Origin of the sequence: Romboutsia sp. 1001285H_161024_C4 (genome assembly GCF_015550185.1) — a bacterium.
Classification (GTDB): domain Bacteria; phylum Bacillota; class Clostridia; order Peptostreptococcales; family Peptostreptococcaceae; genus Romboutsia_C; species Romboutsia_C hominis.
Map to the genome: position 1 here is coordinate 64,810 of NZ_JADNAJ010000004.1, position 20,537 is coordinate 85,346.

18 protein-coding genes are annotated in these 20,537 nt (G+C 27.9%); 1 reads left to right on the forward strand and 17 read right to left on the reverse strand.

Annotation, left to right across the window (positions count from 1 at the left end; translation table 11 throughout):
• Positions 1-9: 9 nt before the first annotated feature.
• From I1959_RS08515 to I1959_RS08590, 16 genes are all read right to left on the reverse strand, one after another.
• A complete protein-coding gene (locus I1959_RS08515; RefSeq protein WP_195237926.1) occupies positions 10-795 on the reverse strand; it encodes an ABC transporter ATP-binding protein in 786 nt (261 codons plus the stop codon).
• 47 nt (positions 796-842) lie between these two features.
• A complete protein-coding gene (locus tag I1959_RS08520) occupies positions 843-1,856 on the reverse strand; it encodes a FecCD family ABC transporter permease (RefSeq protein ID WP_195237928.1) in 1,014 nt (337 codons plus the stop codon).
• A 3-nt stretch (positions 1,857-1,859) separates the two neighbouring features.
• The gene (locus I1959_RS08525; RefSeq protein WP_195237930.1) at positions 1,860-2,873 is read right to left on the reverse strand and encodes a FecCD family ABC transporter permease; all 1,014 of its coding nucleotides are present in this window, start codon (positions 2,871-2,873) and stop codon (positions 1,860-1,862) included.
• 154 nt (positions 2,874-3,027) lie between these two features.
• Positions 3,028-3,972, reverse strand: a complete 945-nt coding sequence (locus I1959_RS08530) for an iron-hydroxamate ABC transporter substrate-binding protein (RefSeq protein ID WP_092922857.1) — start codon at positions 3,970-3,972, stop codon at positions 3,028-3,030.
• A 246-nt stretch (positions 3,973-4,218) separates the two neighbouring features.
• Positions 4,219-5,145, reverse strand: coding sequence for a chemotaxis protein (locus tag I1959_RS08535; protein ID WP_092922854.1), 927 nt, complete (start codon positions 5,143-5,145; stop codon positions 4,219-4,221).
• A gap of 156 nt (positions 5,146-5,301) precedes the next feature.
• Positions 5,302-6,585, reverse strand: coding sequence for a hypothetical protein (locus I1959_RS08540; RefSeq protein ID WP_195237932.1), 1,284 nt, complete (start codon positions 6,583-6,585; stop codon positions 5,302-5,304).
• Positions 6,586-6,772: 187 nt separating this feature from the next.
• Positions 6,773-7,903, reverse strand: coding sequence for an ABC transporter permease (locus I1959_RS08545; protein WP_166504802.1), 1,131 nt, complete (start codon positions 7,901-7,903; stop codon positions 6,773-6,775).
• A gap of 1 nt (position 7,904) precedes the next feature.
• Positions 7,905-9,023 carry an ABC transporter permease gene (locus I1959_RS08550; RefSeq protein WP_195237934.1) on the reverse strand — a complete coding sequence of 373 codons (1,119 nt, stop codon included), beginning with the start codon at positions 9,021-9,023 and terminating at the stop codon, positions 7,905-7,907.
• 13 nt (positions 9,024-9,036) lie between these two features.
• A complete protein-coding gene (locus I1959_RS08555; protein WP_092922843.1) occupies positions 9,037-9,969 on the reverse strand; it encodes an ABC transporter ATP-binding protein in 933 nt (310 codons plus the stop codon).
• A gap of 217 nt (positions 9,970-10,186) precedes the next feature.
• Positions 10,187-10,831, reverse strand: coding sequence for a response regulator (locus I1959_RS08560; RefSeq protein ID WP_092922840.1), 645 nt, complete (start codon positions 10,829-10,831; stop codon positions 10,187-10,189).
• A gap of 4 nt (positions 10,832-10,835) precedes the next feature.
• The gene (locus I1959_RS08565; protein ID WP_092922837.1) at positions 10,836-11,930 is read right to left on the reverse strand and encodes a sensor histidine kinase; all 1,095 of its coding nucleotides are present in this window, start codon (positions 11,928-11,930) and stop codon (positions 10,836-10,838) included.
• Between the two features lie 207 nt (positions 11,931-12,137).
• Entirely contained in the window at positions 12,138-12,329 is a 192-nt protein-coding gene (locus I1959_RS08570; protein ID WP_092922834.1) for a (2Fe-2S)-binding protein, read from the reverse strand.
• Positions 12,330-12,572: 243 nt separating this feature from the next.
• Positions 12,573-13,526, reverse strand: coding sequence for a TDT family transporter (locus I1959_RS08575; RefSeq protein WP_195237936.1), 954 nt, complete (start codon positions 13,524-13,526; stop codon positions 12,573-12,575).
• A gap of 18 nt (positions 13,527-13,544) precedes the next feature.
• The gene (locus I1959_RS08580; protein ID WP_092922828.1) at positions 13,545-14,000 is read right to left on the reverse strand and encodes a C-GCAxxG-C-C family protein; all 456 of its coding nucleotides are present in this window, start codon (positions 13,998-14,000) and stop codon (positions 13,545-13,547) included.
• Positions 14,001-14,527: 527 nt separating this feature from the next.
• Positions 14,528-17,029: a heavy metal translocating P-type ATPase gene (locus tag I1959_RS08585; RefSeq protein WP_195237938.1), complete on the reverse strand. Its 2,502-nt coding sequence runs from the start codon at positions 17,027-17,029 to the stop codon at positions 14,528-14,530.
• A gap of 445 nt (positions 17,030-17,474) precedes the next feature.
• Positions 17,475-19,235: a 1-deoxy-D-xylulose-5-phosphate synthase gene (locus I1959_RS08590; protein ID WP_166504796.1), complete on the reverse strand. Its 1,761-nt coding sequence runs from the start codon at positions 19,233-19,235 to the stop codon at positions 17,475-17,477.
• Between the two features lie 170 nt (positions 19,236-19,405).
• Between I1959_RS08590 and I1959_RS08595 the strand changes: the two genes are divergently transcribed.
• Positions 19,406-19,780 carry a MerR family transcriptional regulator gene (locus I1959_RS08595; protein WP_092922819.1) on the forward strand — a complete coding sequence of 125 codons (375 nt, stop codon included), beginning with the start codon at positions 19,406-19,408 and terminating at the stop codon, positions 19,778-19,780.
• Between the two features lie 136 nt (positions 19,781-19,916).
• Here I1959_RS08595 and I1959_RS08600 read toward each other — a convergent pair whose 3' ends face one another.
• Entirely contained in the window at positions 19,917-20,501 is a 585-nt protein-coding gene (locus I1959_RS08600; protein WP_166504795.1) for a helix-turn-helix domain-containing protein, read from the reverse strand.
• Positions 20,502-20,537 lie beyond the last annotated feature (36 nt).

Below are 20,537 nucleotides of genomic sequence, written 5' to 3' on the forward strand. Positions count from 1 at the left end.
AAATTACTCCTATACCACCATGTCATAAGTTATACATACTGGTTTTTGAGTTCTAGGATCTTCAACAATCTCAGCATCTATATTAAATAACTCTTTAAGATTTTCCTTTGTCATAACCTCATGTGCACTACCTTGACATGCTATTTTACCCTTTTTAACACCTATCATATAGTCTGCAAACCTAGCTGCATTGTTAAGTTCATGTATTACCATAACAATAGTTGTTCCCTGTTTTCTGTTTAATTCTTCTAATAACTTTAATACTTCTAATTGGTGAGCTAAGTCTAAATATGTTGTTGGCTCATCAAGTATAAGTATATCTGTTTGTTGAGCTAGTGCCATGGCAATCCAAGCTCTTTGTCTTTGACCTCCAGATAAGGCTTCCATCGGTCTATCTCTAAATTCCTCTATTCCCGTTGACTTTAATGCCCATGTAACTATATCATTGTCTTCTTTTTTTAATTTACCAAATCCCCTTTGATGAGGAAATCTTCCATAAGCTATTAACTCCTCTACAGTAAGGCCACTTGGAGCCTGAGGACTTTGTGGAAGAACTGCCATAGTTTTTGCTAATTCTTTTGGACTTTGTTCCTTTATATTTTTATCATTTATATATATGTCACCACTTTTAGGTTGTATAATTCTAGCTATAGTTTTTAATATAGTTGATTTTCCACATCCATTAGACCCTATTATCGTAGTTATTTTTCCTTTTGGTATGTCTAAATTTAAATCTTTTACTATATCTAAATTTCCATATGAAATATTTAAATCTTTAGTATTTATACAGTTCATTTTTATCTCCTTTGGTTAATTATTTCGATTATTTAAAATGAAATTATTTATTCTGATAGCATCAGATAAATAAAGTATGGAACACCTATTATTGCTACTACTATTCCTACAGGGATTTCCATAGGTGCTATTAAATTTCTAGCTATAGTGTCAGACACTAGTAAAATTAAACTTCCCACAAGTGCAGCTGTAGGAATTAACTTTTTATGCTTAGGCCCAACTAATTTTCTAGCTATATGCGGTGCAACTAATCCTAAAAAGCCTATACTTCCTGCTACAGAAGTCGCTACACCTGCTAATATTACAGCATATATTATTAATCTTCTTCTCTCTTTTTCAACCTCTATACCTAACCCTGTTGCCACTTCATCTCCTAAATTTAGTACATCTAAATATCTAGATTTATATATTGTAAGCAAAGTAAATATTAATATAAAAGGTAAAACTGATAATACATATTTCCAACTTGCTCCCCATATACTTCCTGAAGTCCACGCCATTACTCTATTAAATTCTTGTGTTGTAAATCTTAATTGGAATATCGTAAGTAATGATGTAAATGCTACATTTATACCTATACCTATTAACAATAATCTAGATGAATTTATTCCGTTTTTCCATGCAAGTATATAAATTAAAAATGCTCCAAATATAGCTCCTGATAATGCAACTATTGGCATTGTAAATATAGTCATATTACTTATACCATCATATACATTTCCATTCATAATATAAATGTATATGACAACGAATAATGCAGCTCCTGAATTTATTCCTAGTATTCCTGAGTCTGCCAAATCATTCTTAGTAACACCTTGTAAAATAGTACCTGCTATTGCCAAAGCTGTTCCAACTAGAATTCCAATCACAATTCTAGGTAATCGTAGTTTAAATATAGCAATTTCATGACTTTTAGATCCTTGTCCTACTAAAGTTTTTATAACATCTAATGGCTCTATAGACAGCGATCCCATATTTAAACTAACTAAAAATGTAGCAAATATTAATACCATTAAAATGCCTATAATCATAATAAATTTTTTATTCTTTTTTATATTCATAATCTATTTTGTATCCTTTCTAACAAGGTATATAAACATAGGAACTCCTAATAATGCTGTTAAAGAACCTATCGGTGTTTCATAAGGAGGATTAATCATTCTAGCCATAATATCACTATATACAAGTAAAACTGAACCTAATATCATTGAACTAGGTATTATATATTTATAGTCCGCTCCTACTACTCTTTTAGCAATTTGAGGAACTATTAATCCTACAAATACTATATTTCCAGCCACAGAAACAGATGCTCCAGTTAAAAATATTACTATTATTAAACTCACAAACCTAACTGCATTTGTTCTTTGTCCTAATCCTATGGCAACTTCTTCTCCTAAACTTAAAATAGTTATCTTAGGTGCCATAAACATAGCCCCTATAAATGCAGTTCCTCCTACTATAGCTAGTAGTTTAACACCTTCCCACTTAGCACTAACTAGTCCTCCAGAAATCCAAAAGCTTAGCTGTTGAGATAAGTTGAAGTACATTGAGATTCCCATAGCTAATGATATAAGTAAAGTACCTAATGCAGTTCCTGCAAGAGCAAGCTTTACTGGATCTACTTTCCTTGCCGACCTTGAGCTTATAAAATAAACTAAAAGTCCACTTATACTAGCACCTAAAAATGCAAATACCATCAACCCAAAACTTCCTATAACTAAATTTTTGTATATTCTTTGTAATACAAAAGCTACTGCTATCATAAATGTAGCACCTTGTGTTATACCCATTACAGATGGCTCTGCAATAGGGTTTCTAGTTATACCTTGCATTATAGCTCCAGCCACTGCTAAGAATCCTCCAACAAGAGCTGCACAAATAGCTCTTGGTATCCTAACATCTCTAACTATCTTAATACTTACATCATTACTATTTGTAAATATGCTATGTATTATTGTTTGAAAATCTATATCTTTTGCTCCTAGTGAAATAGACATAACTATTCCAGCTATAAGCAATATTATTCCTATAAGCATAAATGAATAAGCTAAAGTTTTTTTGCTTAATTTTTTCATAGTTCCTCCTTAGATTAAATTTAACTGAAATACTCTTTTAAATATACCCATAAAATTTAATTGTAATTATTTTTTAATTGAAATTAATTCTCTATAAATTAAATAGTAGGTGACAAAAGTTATATCCTTTTACCACCTACTTTATATACTTATATTATTTTACAACTTCATCTTTTATTGATTGTAATAATAATTCTCTTCCTATTGGATTGTATGCTTGACTAAAGTATGGACTTGCATCAAGTATTGTTACGTTACCTTCTTTTACAGCTCTAATTTCTGGCCATACTGTACTTTTTTCTAAATCGGCTTTATCTGAATCTGTAGCTATAACTATTATATGGTCTGCATCTATCTCTGTTAAACCTTCCATAGTAACAGTTGGTAAAGTTATTCCATCTTGCTTAGGCATATTAGCAGGTTGAGGTAATCCCATATCATCTTTTAATATTGTGCCTATACCACCTTCAGTAAATACCATAAATTGACCTTGACTAGCTAATACTGTTAAGTATGTTTTGTCCCCATTAGCTTTCTTTATTTCATCACCTAATTTTTTAGCTTTTGTATAGTAGCTATCTAACCATTTTTGAGCTTCTTCTTCTTGTCCAAATAACTTAGCTACATCTTTAAGTTTAGCTTCCCAATCATTTGCTTCATCTTTTAGCATAACTACTGGAGCTACTTCTTTTAATTGATCATATATCTTTTCTTGTCTTGGTGCCATTATTATTAAATCTGGATTAGATGCTAATATTGCTTCTATATCCATAGTATCCATCATTGAGTGACCAACTACTTTTGACTTTCCTAACTTATCCTCTACGTATGATGGAACTTTATCTGTTTCATATGAATCTACATTTGCTGTAGCTACTGGAGTGTGACCTAGTAAAACTAGCTCCTCACTACTTCCAGATATATCAACTATTCTTTTAGGATCTGCTGGTATTTCTACCTCCCCTTTTACGGATTGTACTACTCTTGTTTCTTCTTTTTTATTACTATCTTCATTGTTACTGTTTCCCGAACAACCAGTAACAATTCCAAGAGTAGCTATTGTTACACCTAATACTACTAATGATTTTAATCTTTTCATGTCATTCCTCCGTGTTGTTATTTATGTAATTATTATCATTATTTTTTGTTATTAATAATTATTATCACTTGATTTATATAATTATTATATCATCTAATTTTTTATAGTCAATATATTTTTATTTTATAAATTTTTTTATATATTTTAAAATAAATAAAAAAATATTATCATACGCTTATGATAATATTTTCTTATATTTGATATATTTAAAATGTATTTTACTTAACCCTATTTAATTTTTCCTTATTATTTTTCTGTTAATCTATCTATAATGCTAACAAGATTAACTATTTCTGGCTTAGTTATCTGTTCATCCGCTCCAAGTGCCTGACCTTTAATACGTATTTCTTCACTTATTAAAGATGAGAATAGTATTAGTGGAATATCTTTTAAAACACTGTCTTCTTTAACAAGTTTTGTTAGCCTATGACCATCCATTAGAGGCATTTCAATATCTGATACTATACAAGAAACATGATTTTCAATTGGGTCACCACAAGTTTTTACTTCTAATAAATAATCCCATGCTTCTTGTCCATTATCTGCCTTAACTGTGTTTTTATAGCCTGCTTTGTGTAAACACTCGATTATAAGTTTTGAAAGTAACATTGAATCTTCTACTATTAAAATAGTTTTATCATTACATTTACGATCGCCTAATTTTTCTATAGCTTCAAATTGAATACTTGATTCCGGACTAATTTCTGCAATTATTTTTTCAAAATCTAATATAGTTATAAGTCTATCCTTGTATTCTGCAATACCTGTTGCTGCGCCTTCATCTCCACCATATATAACTCTATCTGGTTTTTTTATATCTTTCCAAGAAACTCTATCAATCCCAACTACTGAATTTACACGGAATGCAAAGTTTAACTTGTTAAAATGAGTAACGATAAATATATCATGTCCTATATCTTTTGGCTTAGGAAGATTTAAATATTTTCCAAGGTCTATAACCGTGATAATCTCATCTCTTGGCTTAAATACACCTTCTACAACGTCATGTGAATTTGGCATTTTCTTTACTTCTTGAGCCATTAAAATTTCACGTACTTTTGCTACATTTATACCAAATACTTCACCTGAAATTGTAAACTCCATAATCTCAAGTTCATTAGTGCCAGACTCTAAAAGTATTTTCGTTTGGCTTGTATTTTCTGAAAGTCCCATTATAATCCTCCAATTTTCTCTACTAACTATTTTGATGTCTATATATTCTATATACGTCTTTTATGTATAAATCTATAGGATTATTAATCATCTATTGCAACTAAACTCTTGTAACGCTATAAATAAAAATACTCTTCTTTAATATGAATAGCATGTTTATAAAAACAGATAAATAATTGTTATTATTGCTATGATAATAAATATGCTTGATAGATTATCTGAAACTGTACCTACATAGAAATATGGATTTATAATAAACTTTAATAACTTACCTTTATCATTTTCTCTTTCTTCTTTATTTATTTCTAATTTGCTATCTTTTATAAATATGACAGCTTCTTCTATTGCTGCCATATTTATTTTTAATTCACTTTCTGAAATAATGCCTTTACTGCTCATATTTTCTATATTCTTAATTTCTTTTGATACTATTTGTTGCCTTTCTTCTTCATTTTTACATAACTTTAATTGTTCCTTTAAGCTATTACTTTTCTTTATATATTTTTCTACTTCATGTCTTAACTCTGGGTACTTTTCATTTATAAAATTTTTTTCTTCAATAGTTAATTTCTCACTTTTAATCATTTTGATAGCTATTATTTCTGACTTTTTAAGTTCTTTTTGAATATTCTTTATGAACTTTTCAACTTCTTCTATTCCTGACATTTTAATTCTAGTTTGTGCTTCAGAAAGTATTCCTTTTTTATTCATTAGTTTTATATTGTTTATTGCTTTTGATATTGCTTGTTGTTTTTGTTCTTCACTTTTTAAGTTTTTTATTTCATGCTTTAATTCTTTTACTTCTTTTTCAGATTCTTTTGCTACTTGCTTTAAATCTGGATATTTTTCTTTTATGAACTTTTTTTCTTCAGAATTTAATCTCTCTCCTTTAACTATTTTTACTGCTATCATTTCTGACTTTTTAAGTTCTTTTTGAATATTCTTTATGAACTTTTCAACTTCTTCTATTCCTGACATTTTAATTTTAGTTTGTACCTCAGAAAGTATTCCCTTTTTATTCATTAGTTTTATATTATTTATTGCTTTTGATATTACTTGTTGTTTTTGATCTTCACTTTTTAAATTTTTTATTTCATGCTTTAATTCTTTTACCTCTTTTGCAGATTCTTCTGCTACTTGCTTTAAATCTGGATATTTTTCTTTTATAAACTTTTTTTCTTCAAAATTTAATGTCTCTCCCTTAACTATTTTTACTGCTATTATTTCTGCCTTTGCTATTTCTCCTTGAATTCGCTTTAATAAATTTGCTACTTCTTCTTTTTGAGATTTATTTAATTTAGCAAATTGTTCCTTTGATACTGCCTCTAAATCTATTTTTATTGCTGACTTATCTTGTATTGTCTTAGCTTGATTATTTCTATTTGTTAATACTGCTTTAGATAAATTGCTATATGAATTACTATTTATATTATTAATCACCTTGTCTCCTCTTTAGAATTATATTTATTTTAAGTAAAACTATCTTTTATTATATTTTATTACAAAAATAAAAACCACCTATCCATTATAAACTGTCTTAAATATTAGCTTCAGTTTATTTATGAAAAAGTGGTATCTAATATTAAATTAATATAAATAAAAACTTATCTATTCTTAATTATATTATTTAACAAGTTAATTTATTTTTCCTTTTACGTTCTAATACTAAATATAGCATAATTAATACTAATGATATTGATACTGCTGCTAATAAATCTAACCCTATACTTAAATAACTCCCCTCCATAATAATCTTTTTAAATGCTGAATTTATCCAAGTTAGTGGTAAAATCAGTGAAAAATGTTGAACTGATTCTGGCATAAATTCTATAGGAAGAAATCCACCACTTAATAAGCACATTGGAGTTACTATTACAGAAAGTAGTGTATAATACATTGTTGAATTATTAGATATACTTAAAACTACTAAAGCTACTGCTATCCCTACAATGGATAATGCAAACGATAGTAGCATCATCCATATTAAGTTAATATCAAACTGTGGATTTAGTATATAAAAAGTAGCTACTAAAGTTACACCTTGAAACAACAATAATACAAAGCATCCTAATATGTGTCCTAATGTATATTCTACCTTACTTATCTTAGACATTAAAATTCTCCTGTCTATTTTGAGCTCCCTTTCTTTTAATAATGGTGCTATACATCTTCCTCCTATAATTAAAAATGCTATTTCAAATAAACCAAACATGATTATATAATGGAAAGCATACGATAAATCACTATTTTCATAAGTAAATTTATAGCTATTCTTTTCATATTCTTTATATAATTTTAGGTATTCACCTTTGTTATCTCCAAAAGATTGAATTTGCATAATTCCAGTATTTATAACGCTAAGTATATACTCTTTGTTTCCTGAATTACTTTGAGAAATGACTTCTATTGTTCCTTCTTTATTAGTTTTTATATCTTTATATATATCTTTACTATTTATTATGACTCCAACAGATATATCTCCTTTATCTAAAGTTTCTTTAAGCTCTTTTACACTACTAACTTTAAAAAAACTACCTACTTTATCTGGTGGCAATAAACCATCTACTATTTCACTATTGTCTTTTGTATATATCCCTACATTAAAACTATTATTTGAATCTTCTAGAGATGAGTCTACTTTATCAACCAACACGCTAACAAGTATATTAATAGCTATTGGAAATATTAATACTAACCAAAACCACCCTTTCATAGTACATTTTAAATTATGCTTTAATATAATCATGATATTTTTCATATTATTTCACCACTTTTCTACTTAAAATTAGTATTGATATAGCCATTAACACAATAGATGCTATAATTCCAACACCTAATGCAGTATATAAATTTTCACTATAATTTAAAGTTACTAATGAATTAAATTCTTTACTGATCCATACAAATGGATTTAACTTTAATATTGGAATATTTTTTGCAAATTGTTCCATTTTCGGCATAAGTTCGCCTGAAGCTAAAGCCATAACAGTTACAATTATAGAGCAGACATTTTCTCCAACGCTTCTTTTCTTACATATAGATGATGCAAATAGTCCTATACAAACAGAAAGCATACTAAGTACACTTATCAAGGCTATCATTCCTAATAAATTTTGTTTAGTAATATTTACACCATATAAAATGGATATTGCAAGTAACATTATAATTCCTTGACCAAAAATAACTATGAATGAGCCTATTAACTCTAGTGACATAAGTTTAGATATTTTCATTGGAGAGGACTTTGCCCTTTCTCCTATATTTTCTTTTATGTAAAAGGTATTTTTAAAAGAACAAGCACTTACTGCAAGGATTGCCATTTGAAGCATGACTACACTGAAGTATTTACCATAATCTATATCTTCTGCTATTAAGTTTTTGTTTCCTTCACTTTTGTATTCTGATACCTTTACTAAATTATTACTTATACTAGGTACTTCACCTTCTTTGGCCACTGATTCGTATACAGACATTAAATTAAAAAATTCTTTTGTAATCCCTTCAATAACTTCTTCACCCATACTAAGTTTTTTGCTTCCTTCAAACTTTATATTCCTATTTTTATCATCTATAATTACAGTTAAATTACTCTTATTTACTTCTTCAATATTTTTATCAAGTTCTTCTTTGTTATAGATTTTATAATCTAAGCTTATCATCTCATTTTCTTTATCAAATTCTTCTAATGCTTTTACATATGATTTGTTTATTTCACTATTTTTGTTTCCTACTATACTTATATCAAGGCTTTCCTTTACACTATCAAAGCTAAAAATTATTGAGAATATATAAGGAAGCATTATAACTAAAAATATAGTACCAATGATTGTATTCTTATCTCTTAAACTTCTTTTTATTGCAGATAGTATTATACTCATTTTTTCCTCCTCCTTAATCTCTAAGCTTTCTTCCTGTGAGATTTAAGAACACATCTTCAAGTGTTAGTGCCTTACTTTTTATATCTAAAATTTTAATGGATTTACTACTTATATAAAGTATGAACTCATTTAAACCATTAATTTCTCTATCTATACTTACAATAATTTTATTGTCTTTAAATTCAACACTATCTATTCCTTTTATATCCATTAACTCTTTTTCATTTATTTCTGTAATATCATTAACCATTACTTCAAACTTGTTTTTATCTGTAATAATTGATTTTAAGCTTTCCTTACTTCCACTTGCTATGACCTTCCCTTTATCAATTATTGCGATATTATTGCAAATAGCTTCTACTTCTTCCATATAATGTGTTGTGTATATTATTGTGCATCCGTTTTTATTTAGAAATTTTATAGATTTCATTATATGATTTCTTGATTGTGGATCTATTCCAACAGTTGGTTCATCTAAGATTAATAACTCTGGATTGTGTACTATTCCACAAGCAATGTTTAATCTTCTTTTCATTCCTCCTGAAAAAGTCTTGCTTAACTTTTTAGTGTCTTCTAATCCTACAAATTCCAAAGCTTTTAATGCTTTTTCTTTTAAGTCTTTTCCTCTTAGCCCATATAGGCTACCAAAAAACATTGTATTTTCTAATGCTGTCATATCTTCAAATATAGCTAAGTCTTGAGGAACTATCCCAAGCTTACCTCTTATGTTAGCATCACTCCTTCTTAACTCTTCATTACATATTTTTATACTTCCCCTATCTTTTTCTAGTAGTTGGCAAAGTATATTTATTGTTGTACTTTTTCCAGCTCCATTTGGTCCAAGCAGGCCAAATATATCCCCCTTTTCTATATATAGATTTAAATTTTCTATAGCATTTACATCCCCAAAACGTTTATATAAGCCACTTATCTCAATATATTTCATAAATATCACTCCCATTTATTTACATTAGTTTATATTTTAATTATATTAAAGATATATAAATTCCTTAAGTACACATAGTCATTGATTAACCATGACTAAAGTCATAAATTTCATGATTATCAAATAACCTTAATCATTTACTAATTTCATTTAAAATAATTCCTTGTTAAATAAAAAAGAAAACCTAAGTGGTTTTCCTTCAAAATCAATTATGTAATTAGTGTATTTTACTATTTAAATACTCTATAGCTATCTGTGTCCTATGTTTCAAATCCATTTTAGACAGAATAGATGTTATATGATTTTTTATGGTTCCTTCAGATAAAAAAAGCTTATTTGCAATTTCTTTATTTGATAAGCCTTTTGATATAAGTCTTACTATGTCTTTTTCTCTATCTGTTAACCCATAAATATTTAAACCCTCATCATCTGACTTATCATTTTTATTACTACTACCCACTACCAATTTTGACACTATATCAGACTCAAACACACCATTTCCAAGATAAACAGATTTTATCCCACTTATGATTTTCTCTGGCTTACTACTCTTTAGCAGATATCCACTAGTCTTATGCTTTATAGCACTACTTATTAGTTTTTCTTCATCAAAAGTTGTAAGTATTAATACCTTAACCTTTATATTCCTCTTGCTAATTTCCTCTAGCACTTCTGCACCATCCATCACTGGCATTCTCATATCTAAAAGTACTACATCTACTTCATTTTCACTTAAAAAATCTATACATTCTTTCCCATTTTCCAAAGCTTTAACTACTTCAATTTCATTATCTATCCCTATTATTATTTTTAGACTTTCTCTTATTAAAACATCATCATCTACTATAATTAATTTTATCATTTTCTCACCTTTTAAGTATTATTAGGTTTGAAAATCCATCTTCATTATTAAAATAAATATCTCCACCTAAATTGATGATTCTCTCTTCAATCCCTAATAACCCCATTCCTTTTTTTATTTCACCCTGATAACAACCATTATCTTTTATATGTAATCTTATAATTTTATTTAATACGCTAATGTCAATGTTAATTAATTCCCCATTGGAATATTTCATGCTGTTTGTCAATATTTCACTACAACATTCTATTATAGCTTTCCAATAAACTAAATTTATCTCATTTAAATCTCCTTCTATATTTAATTTAGTATTTATATTAGATTTATTAGAAAAATCCTCTAACATTAACCTTAGATTATTTATATTAACTTGCGATTGATCTGGCTTTATTTTTCTTAAAGTTTGCCTTATATCATCCATACCATTTCTTAAGTTTGTAATTATACTTTCTAGCATTTCATTGCCTTTTTCTTTATCATTTACAATTACTATTTTTAAAGCTTCTAGTTGCATTATACTTCCTGCCAAAGTATGTCCTATCTTATCGTGAAGTTTTTGAGATATCATATTTCTTTCTTCGATTTTTACAACTTCAACATTTTGATGTCTTATACGATTTTCTTTTTTTCTTCTTTCTTCAATGTTATAGTTTTTCTCTTTTAAATCATAGTTAATTTTTTCTATTTTCAAGATTTTTTGTTCATATCTCATAATTTCATAAGTAAAAATACTAGCAATTATTCCTATAAATATATCATTATAATTTAATCCTATCTTTATAGATAACATTATATATACAAAAAGTAAAATATACCTACATTTATAGCCTTTAACTTGTATATATTCAGTTATCATATATGTCAAAATCACTAAAGATGGAGGATAAAGGTAGGTTACTATAATCATATATAAAATATTTCCTAATAGTATTTTTTTATTTTTAAGTTTGATTATGTATAGCATATAAACTGATAAGCTTATGCTAATTAAAGCTATACATATTGGATAACTTACTTTGTCGAAGTATATATCATTTTCCATACCATATAAAAATATATTTACTGCCAAAATAATGTTTACAATTATTCTAAGTATCATTATTATTCTCCCAATATAAAATTTAAAGCTATGATTTAATTAGCTTTAAGCCCCCCACTTTAATCCTATTTAAACTTTATTCAATTACTTAATTGTGTTCTTTTCAATCATATCACATAAATTATATATTATTTAATACTTAAAAACTAATATAATTTTTTTGTAAAATAAAAACCATATTGAATCTTTCATCAATATGGCCAATTATTACTTTATATAAAGTCTATTTAAAAGTACTTTTAAAATCATTAACTCTGCTTTATCTTTGCATCTACCACAGGCTCTTCCTACATTTGTTTCTTTAACTATCTCTTCAACACTTGTGCATCCATTTTCTTTAGCTTTTATTATATCTTCAATAGTCACATTGCAGCAACCACATATTCTATCATTATTCATAGTAAAACCTCCCTAGGCTAAAGTATATTTTATTTATACCTAGTAAACACTTAATTAAACTATGGAAATTCTATATTCTTAAATAAATCTTTATTACCTTAAATTTTTATAATATTAAATGTGTTTTTTATTTATTTACTAACATAAAAATGACTATAAATAATCGTTTATTCAAAATCCAAATTATACTCTTTCATATAAAATGACAGATAAAAACAAGTGTAAAAACTACACTTGCTTTCTTTATATACTTAATCCTTTGTCATCTACTTTATTAAATTTACTAAATAATAAACAAACAGCTTTAATTACTACATATGCTATAACTAAAGTGGCAACTACACATTGAACATATAATAATACTTCGCATATCCCTTGTAAATTTGAATTTTTATTTCCAAGATATTTTACATATCTTTGAGAAGCTATAACTCCTATAGATAATGGGAATGTCAGTGGTGCTAAATGTGGAAGTGATTTTTCTCTTATAAGTTGTGGTAATAATGCATAACTATAAATAATAGATATGTATGTTAATATTGCAAGAATACTTACAAGTATTTGATTTTCCATACTGCTAGTAGCTAAACAACCCGCTAAACATACACTAGCTGGGGCTGTAAATATCATTATTGTAGATCTTGCAGGCCCTTGTAATTTAGAATGTTTTTTTAGTCTATAAATCATAACTGGTGTTATTATTACAAACATAGCTAATGCATAGTAAAATACAATGTCCGAAAGTAAAGGCATATTCATTGGACCACTGGTAACTGCTCCTACTCCTATTCCTACACTAGGGATAAACCAACCTGGTATCATTTTATCTAATTTAAACTCTTTAAACATTTCTTTAAAGAAAAATATACTTATTATAAAATGTAGAGCTATTGCAAATACCCATGTTCCTTTTCCTATCATATGATTAAAATCATTAAAATAGACAGCTATAACCATAAGTGTCATACAGACAGTAGGATAAACACTTCCTAATACAGGGTGTTTTATTTCTTCTAAAACTACTTTTGGGTGCATAACATACTTTAAAAATATAAGTCCTAAACAAATTACTGAAAATAAAACTGCTATGTGTCTTACCCATAAAATATTAAATCCTGCAAAGGCAGTTCCCAATCCCATAAAACCTAATGATATAGCTGATAATGCTATTGGTATATTCTTAAAATTATCTTTCATAGTAACTAAATCCTTCGACTATTTATTTAATTTATTATCTTCCATTAAAGTTTTTGCTACATATTCGCAAACTTCACCAGTTATTTTTATACAATGTTGTCTTCTTTCTTCTGATACAAATTCAAAATTTCTAGTCATAACCCTACAACAAGTGCTTTTGTAAAGTTCTTTTATGTGGTCATGTAATCCAGATGAACGTTTAAACATATCCTCATTCATAGGCTCTCCATGTTTTCTACCATATACCATTCCTAGGGCCATTACTCCACCACTTACTGCTCCACATAAACATCCAGCTTTACCTATTCCTATAGGAAAACCTGATGCTAGTTTAGTTATATCATCACTAAAAGGATTACCTAAAGCGTCATTTATAGTTTTTACTACTGCTTCAGAACAGTAAAATTCTCCTCTTTCAAAGTATCCTTCGCCTATTTTTCTTATTTCTTTTGCTTTTTGTTCAATATTATTCATAATATCCCTCCTATTTTTTCTGGTTATTATTATAACATTGGAATTTTCCCACGTTAAATAGATATTTTCTATAATTAAGGACTTGAATATAGAAATCATCGCATATATTTAAGAAAAGAAAATCTACGATAAATTAATTTTAGTGGTGCATATATTCAAACATTTTACTATTTTACAGATTATAAAATAGTAAAATGCTTGGATAAGCTTTCTCTATAAAATATTTTTTAAAAATTTATACATAAAAATGAGCTAGGTTTTACCCTAGCTCTTGAAAATCCATATATGATTTTATTTTGATATAATCTTACCACTTTGGTATTTATTAATCTTTTACTATATTAAAAATACATTTTATCCTTATGATTATAAAAGTTATAGTTTTTTTCATTGACCTTTAAATTTATGGAATCATCTTTTATGGATATTTACGTAAATTCATTTTGTAAAAGAATATTTTGTATTTCATAAGTTAATTTAATGTTCATACTTTATATCTGTCTAATCAACTTATATTAACTAGAATATTATTTATATGCTTTGAATCCTTTAAGTCTAAGTGCATTAGTTATTACAGATACTGAGCTTAAACTCATAGCCGCTGCTGCAAGCATTGGATTTAATAATGGTCCACCAAACATATATAATACACCTGCTGCTACTGGTATTCCTACTGTGTTGTATGCAAATGCCCAGAATAGATTTTGTTTTATATTTTTTATAGTTTCTTTACTTAATTTTATAGCTGTTGGAACATCCATTAAGTCACTTCTCATTAAAACTATATCCGCAGATTCCATGGCTACATCTGTTCCACTTCCTATTGCTATACCTATATCTGCTTGTGCTAATGCTGGAGCATCATTTATTCCATCTCCTACCATTGCAACGAATTTACCTTGTTGTTGAAGTTTTTTAACTTCATTTGATTTATCTTGTGGTAAAACTTCTGCAAGTACTATATCTATTCCAACTTCTTTTGCTATTGCATCAGCAGTTTTTTTGTTGTCTCCTGTTACCATAGCAACTTTTATTCCCATGCTGTGAAGTTTATCTATTGCTCTTTTGCTACTTTCTTTAACTACATCGGCTACTGCTATTATTCCACCTAATTCATTTCCTAAAGCTATATACATAGGTGTTTTACCTTGCATTGCTAATTCATCTGATTTATTACTTAAATTTCCTAAGCTTATTTTTCTATCATCCATAAGCTTTTTATTTCCAAGTAATACATTTTTATTATCTATAGTTACCTCTATACCATGACCTGGTATAGCTTTGAATTTCTCTACTTTCATAAATCCAATATTTTTTTGTTCACCAAATCTTACTATGGCTTCTCCTAGTGGATGTTCTGAACCTTTTTCAGCACTTGCTGCTATTTTTAATAAATAATCTTTATCAATATTGTTAGCTACTACTATATCTGTAACTTTAGGTTTCCCTTCTGTTATTGTTCCTGTTTTATCAAATATTATAGTATCTATCTTATGTGCTAATTCTAATGCTTCTCCACCTTTGATTAATATACCATTTTCTGCACCTTTACCTGTACCTACCATAATCGCTGTAGGTGTTGCAAGTCCTAGTGCACATGGGCAAGCTATTACAAGTACTGATATAAATATTGTAAGTGCAAATTCTACACCTTTTCCTCCAACTGTAAACCAAAGTAATGCCGTTACTACAGCTATTGTTATAACTGTTGGTACAAAATATCCTGATACAGTATCTGCTAATTTTGCTATTGGTGCTTTTTTACCTTGTGCATCTTCAACTAATTTTATAATTTGAGATAAAGCTGTATCTGCTCCAACTTTTTCTGCTTTAAACTTTATACTACCGTTTTTATTTATACTTGCTCCTGTAACTTTATCTCCTACACTTTTCTCTACAGGTATACTTTCACCTGTAAGCATAGATTCATCTACAGAAGTATGTCCTTCTATTACTATACCATCTACTGGTATCTTACTTCCTGGTTTAACTATTATTACATCTCCAACTTCTACTTCTTCTATTGGAATTTCTATTTCTTTTCCACTTTTTATAACTATTGCTGTTTTAGGTTGAAGACCCATAAGTTTTTTTATAGCTTCACTTGTTTTTCCTTTTGATCTCGATTCTAAATATTTACCAAGTAATATTAGTGCTATTATTATACCTGCACTTTCATAATATAATTGGTGATGTTCATGTCCTGCTACCATATTTGTAGTAGCCATTTGGACTGTTGTATATAAACTATATAAAAATGCTGCTAATGTTCCTATTGCTACTAGTGAATCCATATTTGGACTTTTATTTATAAGTGCTTTAAATCCATTAGTGTAGAATTTATTTCCAGCTATCATTACTGGTATTACTAGTACTATTTGGATTAAAGCATAGTTTAGAGAATTTGTCATTGGGTTTATAATATCTGGAACTGGCCACGGTCCAATTGGACTTGGTACCATAGGTCCCATCGCTATATAAAATAGCGGTATTGAAAATCCTACTGCCACTAAAAACTTTATAAATAGTGTTTTCATTTCTTTTTCTTTTCTTAATTTATCTTCATCTACATTGTTTGATTTACTAGTTGTACTTTTTTCTAATACTTTATATCCTGCTTTTTCAATAGTATTTCTTATTGCGGTTAATTTTAGCTTAGATGAATCATAACTTATAGTTGCTTTTTCGGTAGCTACATTTACATTAATACTTTGTATTCCATCCAATTTATTGACTGCTCTCTCTATTGCTTTTGCACAAGAAGCGCAAGTCATACCACCTATTTTAAAATCTATTTTGCTATAACTAACATCTTCTAATAAATTGTAACCTGCCTTTTTTACTGCATTTTGCAATTCCTCAAAGCTAACCTTATTTTTATCATATTCTATGTTAATTTTTTCTGTAGCCATATTTACACTTTGGCTGACTACGCCATCTATTTTTTTGACAGCTCTTTCTGCAGCTTTACCACAGGCTGAACATGTCATTCCTGTTACTTTGTAACTTCTTTTTACTATATTATTCATGTTAAATCTCCTTTCATATTTTTTATAGACTTTATATATTTATAAGCCCTATTTTTTATTTCAGCCGCTTGAATACTATTTTCATTATACCCCCAGGGGGTATTAATATCTATAAGTATATCTCATTTTTTTTATTTGTCAATAATCTTTAAGAAAATAGAATATATTCTTAAAATAATTTTAATCAATTTAAATATACACTATACAATAGAAGTTAAATCTATCATTAAACTTCATATCAAATTGATATAAACCCTTATTTAAATTAAGGTGGTTCTTTGTTATACAGTACCTTATTTATACATAAATTATTTTTACATAAATAAAAACCATATTGATAAATTCATCAATATGGCTCTTAATAGTGAAAGCTACTCCTATTCTTACCTCTTAATATTCGCAATAATTAGGTTGATTATAATCTATCTATAATCAAATTTTAATCTTATTTAAGAGCATCCTTTATATCTGAAATTATTAACTCTTCAGTTAGGTGATAACGCTCATATAATTCTTTTAATGATACACTATCTGTAAATTCTTTTGATGCTCCAAAGTTTAATACTTTCATATCTTTATCCCCATAGAATCTCGATATCTTTTCACCAAATCCACCGTCAAGTATTCCATCTTCTAATGTTACTACTAATCTATGGTTATCCAATAGCTCAGTTAATAATTTTTCATCTATTCCACTTATGAATCTAGGATTTATTAATGTAGCATTTATTCCTGTTGATTCTTTTAGCATCTCTTGTACCCTATTTCCTAAATGGTAGAATGAGCCAAGTCCAATAATTGCTACTTCACTTCCTTCTTTAACTTTTTCATAAGTGTTTAAGTTATCAAAATTAGGTTCTACCTTAACACCTGTTGACACTACCTCCATATTAGGAACACGTATTGCAACTGGATGTCTATCTTGCTCTATTCCCCACTCCATCATTGCAATATATTCTTCTTTATTAGTTGGTGCAAGATATACTATGTTTGGTATATTAGATATAAGCGGTATATCAAATAATCCAAGATGTGTTACATCACTATCTGTTATTCCTCCCCAATAAACCATGATAAGTGCAGGATTATTATTTATAGCAAGATCTTGAGATAATTGGTCATAAGTTCTTTGTATAAATGAACTAACAAAAGATGCAACGGGTTTACCACCTTGTGATGCTATACCTGATGCAAGTGCTATTGCATGTTCCTCAGCTATTCCAACATCTATAAATTGATCTTTAAATTCATGTCTAAATGAACCTAAACCAACTGGCCCAGGAGTTGCAGCTGTTATTGCTACGATACTACTATCTTTTCTTGCCTTTTGTGATAAAAATTCGCCTGCAACCTCTGAATAAGATTCACCTGTACTTTTAAATCTTGGTTCTTTTGTTTCCAAATCAAATGGCATTACCCAATGGAAAGCTTCTTTATTTTCCTCTGAATCTTTATATCCCTTTCCTTTGATAGTATGCATATGAACTACCACTGGATGATTTGTGTCTTTAACTTTTGAGAATGTTTTAATTAAAGACTCAATATTATTTCCATCCTTAATATAATGATAATCAAATCCTAATGCTTTAAAGAAGTTATTTTCTGATTTTCCATTAGTGTTACGAAGTAAAGCTAAGTTTTGATAAAGACCTCCGTGGTTTTCAGCTATAGACATATCATTATCATTAACTACTATTATTATATTTTTTCCTGATGCTGCTGCATTATTTAATCCTTCGTAAGCTTGCCCACCACTTAAAGAACCATCACCTATAACTGCTATAATATTTTCATTACCACCTTTTAAATCACGAGCCTTTGCTAATCCACATGCTAAACTAACTGAAGTTGATGTATGTCCGATTGTAAAGAAGTCATGTTCACTTTCTTGAGGTGAAGTATATCCTGTAACACTGTTGTATTTATCAGGATTTATAAATGCATTTTTTCTTCCCGTCAAAATTTTATGTGTATATGATTGATGAGAAACATCATAAACTATCTTATCTATAGGTGAATTAAACACATAGTGTAGTGCTATAGTTGCTTCAACCATCCCTAAATTAGGACCAAAGTGGCCACCTGTTGTACTTACTTTTTTTATTAAAATTTCCCTTATTTCGTCAGCTAATACTTTTAAGTCATTACTACAAAGTCCTTTTAAATCTTTTGGTTCATCAATTTTATTTAAAACATTTAATATCATATTAATTCCTCCTAGATGCTAGTCTTTAAAGTAATTTTCGTTGTTTTAATAAGTATACCCCTTAGAGTAAACTCTAAGTCAATAAGTATTTTTTAGTTTATCTATTTTGATTTTGCTTACAATTAACTATAAAGGTATAATATATTATCATATATTTTAGGAGGCTATATATGTCATATACTATTAAAGAAGTAGCACAAAAATATAACTTGTCACCTCATACACTTCGATACTATGAAAAAGAAGGGTTACTCCCTTTTATTGAACGTAATGAACAAGGCAATAGAATATTTAAAGATACAGATTTGGAGTGGCTTAATCTAATATGCTGTTTAAGAAATACTCATATGCCTATTTCTAAAATTAAAGAATATGTTAATTTATGTATAGAAGGTCCAGATACCATATGCCAACGTGAAGATATACTTTTAAAACATAAAAAATATATCGAAGATGAGATAAAAAATTTTAATTCTTCTCTTAAAATTGTCAATAATAAGATAAACTTTTATATTAAAGAACAAAAATCTAACATATGTAAATAATTAAAATTTATATAGTATTTTTCTACTATTATTTTCTTATAAAAAAACCTACCATCAATAAATCGATAGTAGGTTTTATCTTTAAAATTAATATCTCTATATAAATATATTTGTTTTTTGGTAACTAATTTTTTCTCTATACTATTTGATAAAATAGTCCGTGTTCTTTACAATAAAAATATAATTTACCACGTCCATTTTGATTTAACCTAAACTGCATATTCCACTCTGGATATTGTTTTACAATCTGAACTCTATCTCCTTTTACATGTGCTACAAAAGAAATATAATGTTCCTTCTTCATTTCATGTTCTGATGTAATAAATAACTCATTTTCTATATTTTCTACATTAAGTCTATGTCCATCTTCTGCTTTTTTTGCAATTGATGGTTCTATTTTCTTACCACAACAAGATATAGATGCTTCACCTGTTGTTGTTATTAAATTTCCACATTTATCACATATATAAAATCTTATATTTTTCATATTTCCTCCCTCTAATTCATTTAAATTTATTTCTCCTGATAGAATCCCTTCTATACTTACACCAAATATATCTGATAATTTTAAAAGTAAAGAAATGTCAGGGCAACCTAATCCTCGCTCCCATTTACTTATTGTTTTATCACTTATATTCATTAATTCGGCAACTTGTTTTTGTGTCATGTTTTTTTCTTTTCTTAGTTCATATATTAATTTGCCAACTTTCTTACAATCCATCAGTTTCACCTCTTGTTAATAATTTAAACTATTAGA

Coding starts and splice junctions, on each gene's coding strand:
- I1959_RS08515 (WP_195237926.1), bottom strand. CDS start 795: ATGAACTGTATAAATACTAAAGATTTAAATATTTCATATGGAAATTTA.
- I1959_RS08520 (WP_195237928.1), bottom strand. CDS start 1,856: ATGAATATAAAAAAGAATAAAAAATTTATTATGATTATAGGCATTTTA.
- I1959_RS08525 (WP_195237930.1), bottom strand. CDS start 2,873: ATGAAAAAATTAAGCAAAAAAACTTTAGCTTATTCATTTATGCTTATA.
- I1959_RS08530 (WP_092922857.1), bottom strand. CDS start 3,972: ATGAAAAGATTAAAATCATTAGTAGTATTAGGTGTAACAATAGCTACT.
- I1959_RS08535 (WP_092922854.1), bottom strand. CDS start 5,145: ATGGGACTTTCAGAAAATACAAGCCAAACGAAAATACTTTTAGAGTCT.
- I1959_RS08545 (WP_166504802.1), bottom strand. CDS start 7,903: ATGAAAAATATCATGATTATATTAAAGCATAATTTAAAATGTACTATG.
- I1959_RS08550 (WP_195237934.1), bottom strand. CDS start 9,023: ATGAGTATAATACTATCTGCAATAAAAAGAAGTTTAAGAGATAAGAAT.
- I1959_RS08555 (WP_092922843.1), bottom strand. CDS start 9,969: ATGAAATATATTGAGATAAGTGGCTTATATAAACGTTTTGGGGATGTA.
- I1959_RS08560 (WP_092922840.1), bottom strand. CDS start 10,831: ATGATAAAATTAATTATAGTAGATGATGATGTTTTAATAAGAGAAAGT.
- I1959_RS08565 (WP_092922837.1), bottom strand. CDS start 11,930: ATGATACTTAGAATAATTGTAAACATTATTTTGGCAGTAAATATATTT.
- I1959_RS08570 (WP_092922834.1), bottom strand. CDS start 12,329: ATGAATAATGATAGAATATGTGGTTGCTGCAATGTGACTATTGAAGAT.
- I1959_RS08575 (WP_195237936.1), bottom strand. CDS start 13,526: ATGAAAGATAATTTTAAGAATATACCAATAGCATTATCAGCTATATCA.
- I1959_RS08580 (WP_092922828.1), bottom strand. CDS start 14,000: ATGAATAATATTGAACAAAAAGCAAAAGAAATAAGAAAAATAGGCGAA.
- I1959_RS08585 (WP_195237938.1), bottom strand. CDS start 17,029: ATGAATAATATAGTAAAAAGAAGTTACAAAGTAACAGGAATGACATGT.
- I1959_RS08590 (WP_166504796.1), bottom strand. CDS start 19,235: ATGATATTAAATGTTTTAAATAAAATTGATGAACCAAAAGATTTAAAA.
- I1959_RS08595 (WP_092922819.1), top strand. CDS start 19,406: ATGTCATATACTATTAAAGAAGTAGCACAAAAATATAACTTGTCACCT.
- I1959_RS08600 (WP_166504795.1), bottom strand. CDS start 20,501: ATGGATTGTAAGAAAGTTGGCAAATTAATATATGAACTAAGAAAAGAA.